The 9,531-nt window shown below is 44.5% G+C and carries 5 protein-coding genes and 2 tRNA genes; 2 read left to right on the top strand and 5 right to left on the bottom strand.

The features are described from left to right. Window positions 1–121 precede the first annotated feature (121 nt). Window positions 122–210, top strand: a tRNA-Ser gene (locus ACYVAA_RS21230). Window positions 211–245: 35 nt separating this feature from the next. Then, a tRNA-Pro gene (locus ACYVAA_RS21235) sits at window positions 246–320 on the top strand. 132 nt (window positions 321–452) lie between these two features. Here ACYVAA_RS21235 and ACYVAA_RS21240 read toward each other — a convergent pair. The 5 genes from ACYVAA_RS21240 to ACYVAA_RS21260 form a co-directional block, all read right to left on the bottom strand. After that, entirely contained in the window at window positions 453–977 is a 525-nt protein-coding gene (locus tag ACYVAA_RS21240; protein ID WP_460545702.1) for a hypothetical protein, read from the bottom strand. Window positions 978–1,073: 96 nt separating this feature from the next. Next, the gene (locus tag ACYVAA_RS21245; protein WP_460545704.1) at window positions 1,074–3,383 is read right to left on the bottom strand and encodes a hypothetical protein; all 2,310 of its coding nucleotides are present in this window, start codon (window positions 3,381–3,383) and stop codon (window positions 1,074–1,076) included. Between the two features lie 601 nt (window positions 3,384–3,984). Then, window positions 3,985–6,276: a hypothetical protein gene (locus ACYVAA_RS21250; protein WP_460545706.1), complete on the bottom strand. Its 2,292-nt coding sequence runs from the start codon at window positions 6,274–6,276 to the stop codon at window positions 3,985–3,987. Between the two features lie 135 nt (window positions 6,277–6,411). Continuing rightward, window positions 6,412–8,124 carry a RagB/SusD family nutrient uptake outer membrane protein gene (locus ACYVAA_RS21255; RefSeq protein ID WP_460545708.1) on the bottom strand — a complete coding sequence of 571 codons (1,713 nt, stop codon included), beginning with the start codon at window positions 8,122–8,124 and terminating at the stop codon, window positions 6,412–6,414. A gap of 18 nt (window positions 8,125–8,142) precedes the next feature. Then, window positions 8,143–9,531 (bottom strand): SusC/RagA family TonB-linked outer membrane protein (locus tag ACYVAA_RS21260; protein WP_460545711.1); only part of this gene is annotated, 1,389 nt, incomplete at its 5' end.

Below are 9,531 nucleotides of genomic sequence, written 5' to 3' on the forward strand. Positions count from 1 at the left end.
TTACATTTGCATCGCTTTAAGGGGAAAACAGGAAGGTTTTTTCGAGCAAAAAAGTGAAAGAATAATGGACTTCAGGTGTATTGTTCCGATTTGCTAAAGCGTCTTACGGACTTTATTATTTAGAGAGTTGGGTGAGTGGCTTAAACCAGCAGTTTGCTAAACTGTCGTACGGGTCAAACCGTACCGGGGGTTCGAATCCCCCACTCTCTACGAAAGGATTCTTTAAGAATCCTTTTTTTAATGTTCGGGGTGTAGCGTAGCCCGGTCATCGCGCCTCGTTTGGGACGAGGAGGTCGCAGGTTCGAATCCTGCCACCCCGACAAGATTCGGTTCAAAAAAACCAAAAACCCTCTAAATGGTATGTTTAGAGGGTTTTGTTCTTTTAAGGTGATAGGAGAAATAGTGGAATTATAGATCATTTACTATTTCTGGGGTCATAAAGGAATCAAGTTTTAGTATTTGATATCCCTGTTCATTTCATAGCTCATTCCTTTTAACCCGATGAGTTTACGCATTAGTCCTATTTGACCCAATAAATAATCTTCCCTTCCTATACACATGCCGATCATGTTCAGTACATTTTCTGGAACGAAGGGAACATTCATACCGAAGGAAAATGGCTTCGAGAGTTGCTCGTCGGTTACCGTCAACAACCCTTGATAAACCTTAGGGGAGATCTTCTCAAAATTCCGTTTGAGCTGTTCCAGTGTGGGGTAATTTAAGCTTTCATCCAATGCTCTGGCCTCATGAAAGAGTTCTTCATTGGGATCTTCTTCGGCCAATCCCAACAGGCCGGCAAACCAGTACCGGCAATTCACCAGGTTTCCCACCATCCAGACGATGTGATTGGTTTTTCCACCGTTTCTTTCCAAAGCGGCTTCTTCGGTAATTCCATCCAGTGCATTAAAGAAAGTCTGGGAATGCATTCTGTAAGCCGGAATGATGATGTCAAGTTGTTTTGATTTCGGGCTGTCCATATTGTGTTGTGCTTAAAGTGCTTAAACTAAAGTTAAGCAGTTTTTTTTGTAATTGCCCGGTGCGTTTACGACAATCCTAAGGGTAGATTTTAAGTATCAATAATTGATCTTCCAGGAGATGGCCTCCCCGGCCTTTACGGATACTTTTGGCCAGTGGAGAAAACCGGTTACCCCTAGCGGCTCAGTGGACATAGCACTGTCTTCGGCCAACAAGGATACCTCTGCATCATAGGCTGTTGGGTTGGTGATTTGAAGGGTCAGTCCTGATTTATCACTTTTGGTAATGGAAGCTTTTACATGGTCAAAAACAAAGACTTCTTCCAGATCTGTGCGCACGTAGATTCCGGGGATTTCCAATGCCATCAGTGCCCCATTGGTTTCGTTCCAGCCGGTTTTGCCTCCATCACCTCTGGAACCTCTGCTGTCCGCATCACAGTAGGTAAGCCGTTCTGTAATAAATCCATTGGGCTGAATCCCTTCTGCATGGGCATGGATAATGTCCCGCATGAGCGAAGCATACCTTTTATCCTGCATTGCCCTGTAGATTTTAAATAGGGAATCTCCGGAAAGCGTGCAAAAACCTGGTGCTCCATGCTTGTTCTGGGTACTGGCCCATACGGCCCCTGTCAACTTAGCCCCCAACTTTGCCAAGAGGGTATCAGAAGGCAATTGGTAATCAAAGGATACCGTCCAGGTAGCAGAAAGATTGGCCAAATCCCGGCTTTTATCAAGCCAATGCTGCTCTCCCGTCACTTCATATAGGCACATCAATGAGGTCATTAGAGCAGCAGCTGTTTCTGAATCGGCGTTTTGCAAAATGTCAGCACATCCACCGGTGGTCATTCCCCATTTCAAAAAATAGTCGTAATAATGATCGGCCGCCTGTTTGGCCACCTTCATATATTGGTCATTTTCATAATACCTGGAGGCCAGGGCCAATCCTCCTATGGCCATTACCCCACTGCTGGTATTATACACCGCTACCTCTCCTGTTTTATTGTTGACAAAGTTTCCCCATTGTCCATAATTCTTCCAGGTAGATACAAATGCTTCGGACAAGTGCTGAACACTGTTTTCCCAATCCTTTTTGATTTCCTTTTCATGGCCTTGGGCCTTTAACAGCATAAACTGTTTGACCATCCAATAGAGCACATCAGCATTTTTTCGGGTCAGGACAATTTCCGGAAATTCATCATACCCTTCTCTGCCAAAGACTTTACCATCATGATTGAGCGCACCATAAAAGTAACCTGATGCTCCTTGACCATAAGTCAGTCCGAAATCAAAGGTGTGCTTTACCTTGTCACGGTGCAACTCATACCCCAATGCCAGCATGGGAAAGGTGTTCATCATTCCCCCTATCCATCCAAAAGAAATCCAATTGGCATTTTCCGGACAGTAAAACTGATGATCGGCTCCCTGATAATACCGCTTATCGATATTGGCACACATCAAGCGGGATACCTCGCTCATTGGGATAAGGTCCCTTGATGAATTTGGACCCGTTACGGACTTCCTAACACTCATGAATTCATTCATAAAGGCAGCTAGATCTGCGGCCGGAAATTTATACAGCCTAAAACGGAGCCTTCTCTCCTCCCCAGCCTTCCAGCTAATGCCTCTGTCGGGACTTTTGCTAAAACCTATAAATTCAGGCTTTTTTTCCCTTACCCCCGGAGCATTGATCACCAGGGAGGCTCTTGTCCTGTTGGAGCTTTCTTCCACGATAAAGCCATGGTCAATAATTTCTTCACCATAAGAGATCCCCTGCTCGGCTAAAACAATAAAGCCCGTTTTGTTTTCCCTATCATATACACAGATGGCAGGCGTGGTGGTATTGCTGGTATTTACTTCAAGACGGGACAGCTCATTGTCCTTAGGGGACAATTGAGGTACAGATGCAGTGGTAAGCGGGAGGTCTTCCTTATACAGCTCACTCCTGTCAAGTCCTGCGGCATATGCCCTGTTTACGATGCGGTTCCGGTTACCGTTATAGACCGCTCCGGGAATCATCACATAGTTATTTGAATTCCAGTCAAATAAATCAAAGGCCAAGGCCATCCCTGAAGAAGCTTTTTCCCCTTCCTTTAGGCGAATCCTTAGGTCAAGGTCAATGGCCTCTTTATCTCCCCTTACTTTATGAGCAGCCAATTCATATTCAAAATTTTCAGGATTTCCATTTTTCCCCATAGGCTCCATCAATTTCCAATCGACTAAAGATGCTTCATCGTATTGACAGCTCAAAACCCGGAATCCCCAATCAGGATTATCCAAAAAACCTTCTAATTGCTGGTTTTTGCTTCTTTGGCTATTATCACTTGGCAGCCAGGACTTTGATTGCGCAAGGCTACTTTCCATAACCATCCACATCAAGAACAGGTATAGAATAGCAATTTTATTTCTCATTTTAATTTTTTTTACGATTATCCGTAATTACACCATTAAATTTATTTCTCACGGAATCCACAGAATTACACGGAATTAAAAATCTTTTCTGCGGGTTTCTGTGTATTCTGTGAGAGATGGTTTGCTAATTTAGAGCTACTGGTGTCTTTGCGGATATACATATAATTTTTTCGTTAATAATTTGAAATCAAGGACCATTTCAATTTTTCGGACCTCCGTTCAATACTGGTCAGTTCTTGGGCAGAGGGAGCTAAAGCAAGGGAAATATGATAGATTCATTGACTGGATTCTCTTTACAAGGATCGCTTGCGATTGCTTTATGGCTTACATTACTCCAAATAGCATTCAAATAGGAAAATGCGCATAAATAGAAAAAAGCAATGGCCAATAACAAAAGTAAAATGCGCCTTTTTTGGCTCTTATTTAATTCCATACTGGTTTCACAATTCCTGTAAAACGAACTTTTATCCTATTCACTTACCCAAGCTCTGGTACTTTTTTCTAAATCGTTTAAAAGGATTAGAGCTGTCAAAAGACAACCCCAATCCTGGACGTTTTAGTGGTTATATTTTTATCGTCTATTTACAGATTATTTGCTATTTCAATATCCCTCAGCTCTGGTCAAGATCCTTTCATTGGTCCATTTATCAGCGACCAACTCATACAGTTTCCACGTATTTTTATCGGCTTCTTTCAGCCTCCAGCTTCTCTTTGGATCCACCAATAATCTTTTGAGATCATTAGGGAAAGCATTGGCAGACCGGGCGTTTTCCCAAGTACGGATTACCTCAAATATGGCCTCCTTTTGGGGACAGCTTTCCACATCTTTTTGGTTAAGCACCAAGCTATAAGTGGAGCCCACCCCTACAGAAACAGCCTGAATATGCTCGTACTCTTCTACCTTGGAATCTGCTTTGATCCTAAAGTTGGCCCCCATTCCCACCGGGAAGAAATTAGCGTAGGTAACGTCACGCAGATCCTTTCCTTGACTGGTAGTACTGCCCCACTCCCGGGTACTGGCATCGTATAAGTTGGTTCCCCCACCCACATTCCAAATACTTTGATAATGCCAGGAACCCTCAGAGAGCGTGGCTCCGGTGAACCTGATAAGCGGAAGTTGCAGTTCTTTAGCACGCTCAAACATGGTTCGGAAAAAACGCTTGGTGGAATAATAGCCGTGACCGTTGTGGAACAAAAACTCCTGCCCGTCAAAATCATAGTAGGCCAGTCCATTGACAGCACACACTTCTGCGTAATACTTGGCGATTTCATCCTGTAGCTGCAGGTTGGGAACCACGCCTGTATAGCCCCAGCCGACAGTCACCTGGAGTTTATAGATCGTGTCATTTTTTTGATGGCTTGATTTTTCGGTATTCCAGTAACCCCGAGTTACGTTGAGCAAGCGGTAGGGAGCAGTCTCGGAAACCCCCATATAGTGGATCAGTTCTTTACCAATCTTTACCATGTTTAACTCCTTGGTATGACCTTCCCAACTACCAATTTCCTCCAAATAAGTAGGGTCATCCACATAAATCAAGGTATCATTAGGATCAATGTCCTTGGCCAATAAACGTTTCTGCTGATACCAAATGCTGTCACTGGGAACAGGACTCACGTCTTTGGTCCCAGGTGCCAAAGAATTGGTAATGGTGGTTCTTCCTATTGTGAGCCCATGCTCAGCAGCCATCTCCGCATATTCTTTGTGGGACTTGTCCCCTGATTTCATTTTTATGGGCTTCTTCTCAAAATCTTTTCCATCTATATATCCTTCATTTCCTCGGTCCGGCCTTAAAAAGCCCTGATCGTACAGGCTTATCGTTTTAAAACCAAGCCTCTTGGTGTAAGCAATCAGGCTATCATACTGCCCCCCATTGGCCCAGGCATCCGGGACAAAGGCCGCAGGATCTTTTACCCATTTACCATCAATGGTTGGATAGGGCAATCCTTCATCCAGCACAATGGTTTGGATCACGTCCATCAAAGCGATGTCATCAGGGCTTCCCCAAAGGGCCACTGACGAACCGATAAAATCCACTCCAGGTACAGGCTGAACCTGCAAATGGTTGGGAATATTCGCTTTCATATTGGGTATTAAGGAAAAATATACCTCTCTTTCCCTGTCCCTATCCCTTGAATGATAGGCGATGGATATCCTACCCTTTTCGTCCACAATGGCAGCATTGCCGTACATGATTCTATAGTAAGGTTCTTTATGGGCATAAAAAGCCACATCACTAATCCCGTCGCCCCCAAGGGTAAAAATCTGGCCTTCATGAAGATGATCAGGCAAGGGGTATGCTACAGAATCATGGGAATGGATGATGTACTGGAATGGAGCAGCATCACCGACAGTGGTGGACAAGCCTCCCAAGGTATTATCGTCAAGAGCCAACATGCCTATGGCATAGTTCACCGCTTCACTGGTGTCGCGGGCCACACCAATGATTTCGCCCATAAGGTTGGTAATAGAGGTATGGTAGGTACCCCATTCTATATCATCTATCCCTTCCTGAGGTGTAAGTGATTGAAGGGTAAGCTTGAGGTACTTCTTTTTCTCCTCTACACTGATCACCGCTACCGAGCCATTTTCATAGCTTAGTTCAATAAGATGATCCTTCTTTCTGTAATCTGCCTTTATAGGCTCATAATATTTCTCCTTTTCCTCGTCATACAGCCGCATCAGCGGAGAAGGTTTGTCTGCAGGGCTGAATTCACGGGAAGGTGTCACCGTGATATTTTTCATGCTGTTGATAAACCCTTTTTCATCAATCTGAATCTTAAAGTAATCACTACTCAACTCCACCTCTTTGTTGGCCGAACAGCTAAGCTGGCTGATCACTAAAATCAGCAAACTTGCCAGACCCAACCTGTAATTATTCACAATTCTATTCATTGGTTTAATTTTCACCTTTTGTTTTTATTTTACGCTGTATTATAAGCTGATGCGTTCCTACGCCAGTTGCTGTTCAATGGAAAGAAGAGGCAGAACACCTATTGGCGTCCCACCTCTTTGCTCTCACCCTAACTATTATTGTAATGGATCAAAAGTCCCGTTATCCCATCCCTGTGTCTGTTCCAAATTGGAATTTTGGCTCAGGTGTACCTGAGGAATCGCATAGAAATAATACTCCTCCTTTAAGTTGAACTGTTCCCCTTCAAGAGTCTCTACATCAAAGACAGTATAGGTAAACTGATCTGCAAAATCATTCACATCATCAGTACCATCCGGTCCCTGGTTTACATCATCAACCATGATTCTCAAACCATGACGAACTTTAAGGTCATTCAGGTAATCAAATCTTCTCCAGCGTCTAAGGTCATCAAAACGCTTTCCTTCGAAGGCCAGTTCTACAAATCTTTCCTTCATGATGGTTTCACGGAGCATGTCTTTGTCGCTTTCGGCGATGCCGTAGTTACCACTGCCTTCTTCAATACCGGCTCTTTCCCTGATTTGGTAGAGCATGTCAAGGGCCTCTGTGGTATGGCCTGCTTCATTGGCCGCCTCGGCATAATTCAGCATTACCTCCGCCAACCTTATTTCGATCCAGTCAACCTCGCATAAATCGACAACAGAACCGTGCAAGCTTTTATCCAAGGCCTTTGCACGATAAAAACCTGTCCATATATTTCCCCTGGTGCCATATTTATATTCTTCGTAGGGGCGCTCAGTTCCATTGTCATTATAAAAATAAGACCACAAATAATCACCATCCAACTCAGGAAGGCCGTAGTCACTGCCCGGATAGGCAATGGTGGCATAAAATCGGTCATCCCTATTCTGCCAAAAACCTTCATAGCCTCCCGCAGGATCAAAGTCAGAACCATCTTTCATTGGAAAGGCATTGACCAATTCCAAAGAGGGGCGGTCTCCTCCTACTGCATCTTTGGTGGCGTAAAGCGGTCTCATAATGTTTTGATTATTGGTATGACCAGGGTTGAAATACCTGTGAACCATCACTGTTTCACTGTTTAGCTCCGAAAACCAAATACCGGCAAAATCATGATGCAGGGCCTTTCCTTGTCCCTTTAGGAAATCATATGCTTCCTTATTGGCATCATAAGCTGCGGCCCATCTTGTCATATCATTGCTTGGGTTAAACTGGGGGCTGGCATAGTGCAAAAGCACTCTCCCTTTTACCGCCAGTACTGCGCCCTTATCAATCCTCCCGTAATTGGCTCCCGTCCATTTGTCCGGTAACATTCCGGCAGCATCGTCCAGGTCTTTTACAATCTGTGCTATACACTCTGAAGTCTTGTTCCTACTTACTTTAAGCGCATCACCGTCTTCACGGTTTTGCACCTCTAGCACCAGGGGAACTCCTCCGTAATTTTTGACCATTCCAAAGTAAGCCCAAGCTCTCCAAAAAAGGGCCTGTCCCTTAAGCACAGCCACTTCATCACTGGCCAGTGTCCCGGTTTCCACCTGTTCCAATAGGATATTGATTTTTCGGATATCCCCATAAGGCCAATAATTGACCGAATTGGTAAGCAACTGGCCTTTCAGGACAGCATTCATGTTCTGTCCGTTTGAGCTAGGGGATTCATCCGAGTTCTGTCCAGAATTGTAATTCCATCCCGGCATAAATGTCGCGTACAGGTTATCTACATAAGCCTGGGCCAAACCAAAGTCATTCCAAACATCGTCAGGATTGATAGCGGTAAGGTTTTCCTTATCGAACACTGAATTACAGCTAAACAATAAGGATCCGACCAATAATAAACTTAATATTTTCGATTTCATATTGCTATTCATTTTTTGTTAAAATGTAAGGCTCATCCCCCCGGTAAAGCTTTTGTTAATCGGGAAAGTACCCGCATCTCCTAGCTCTGGATCGTACACTTTAAATTGGGAGAGGGTCAATAAATTGGTGCCGTTTACAAAGAATCTTGCATTGGAAAGGCCGATAGCATTTACCCATTTCTGAGGCAGGTCATACCCTATGTTCAGGTACTTCAGGCGTGTAAAATCCCCTTTTTGGTAATAAAAATCAGACCCGGCCCTGTTTTGCCAAATATCATGATTGGGTACGGGCTTGGTAGCAGTAAGTGCTGTTTCCGGTGTCCAGGAATCCGCCCAAAAATCGTACACACGGGTCCAAGGGTACGGAGCCTGGACATTCGGGAATTTATAGAACCCGGCCATTCCTTGGAAGAGCGCTTCTACGGAGAAGCCTTTCCAGCTAAAGCCAAGGTTAAGCCCATAAGTGGTTGGTGCGCCACTGTGGTCATACAATACCACCTTGTCCCAATCATCGATTTTATTGTCGGGTTCACCGGTTGGACCGGAGAGGTCTTGATAGTTGATCCAGCCCAGTTGCGGAACAGCCCCGTAGATGGTATAGCCCTCAGGTAGGGCGTCCAGGTCCTCTTGGGTACGGAGCAATCCATCACTCTTTAGTCCGGAGATAAAATCCAAGGTCCTGCCTATCCGGTCTTCAAAAGGCCTGACACTTTCTGCCTGATCCCAGGTCACAACCTTGTTGGTTCCATAAGTGAAGTTGCCGTTGACAAAATACTTGAAACTCTTGCCAATGCTGCCATTATAGCCCAGTTCCAATTCTATACCTCTAGAATTTACTTCCCCATAATTTTCCGGTGGCATGTTGGCGCCAAATGTAGTCGGAATAGACTGGATCCTTGATCCCAGGATGTCAAAGGTGTTTTTGAACCAGTACTCGGCACTGATGTTGAAATTGTTAAATACTACCGCGTCCAAACCAAGGTTATAAGTCCGGGATTTTTCCCAGGTCACCATCGGGTTTACCAAGCCTCCATAAGAAATTCCCTTGGTTGATTTAGGGTTTTCTCCAAAATAGAATCCGGAAGCTGCACTATAGGTTTCTAGCCATCTCCAAGGACTGAGGTTGTCATTACCCAGTACTCCCATAGAGCCTCTGAATTTCAGAAAATTGACGGCGTCCGAATCAAAGAAAGATTCTTCGGAAACCACCCACGCAGCAGAAACCGCGGGAAATAATCCCCATCGATAATCAGGCCCAAAGTTCAAGGATCCATCATAGCGGAAGGAAGCGCTGACAATGTACTTATAGTTATAATCATAAGTGGCCCTACCAATATAGGATAAGCGCCCAAACTGTGATTCATTGCCATTGAATCTGGAATCCTCCGCATCGCCACTGGTGGCAAA

This window comes from Echinicola sediminis, assembly GCF_054777495.1.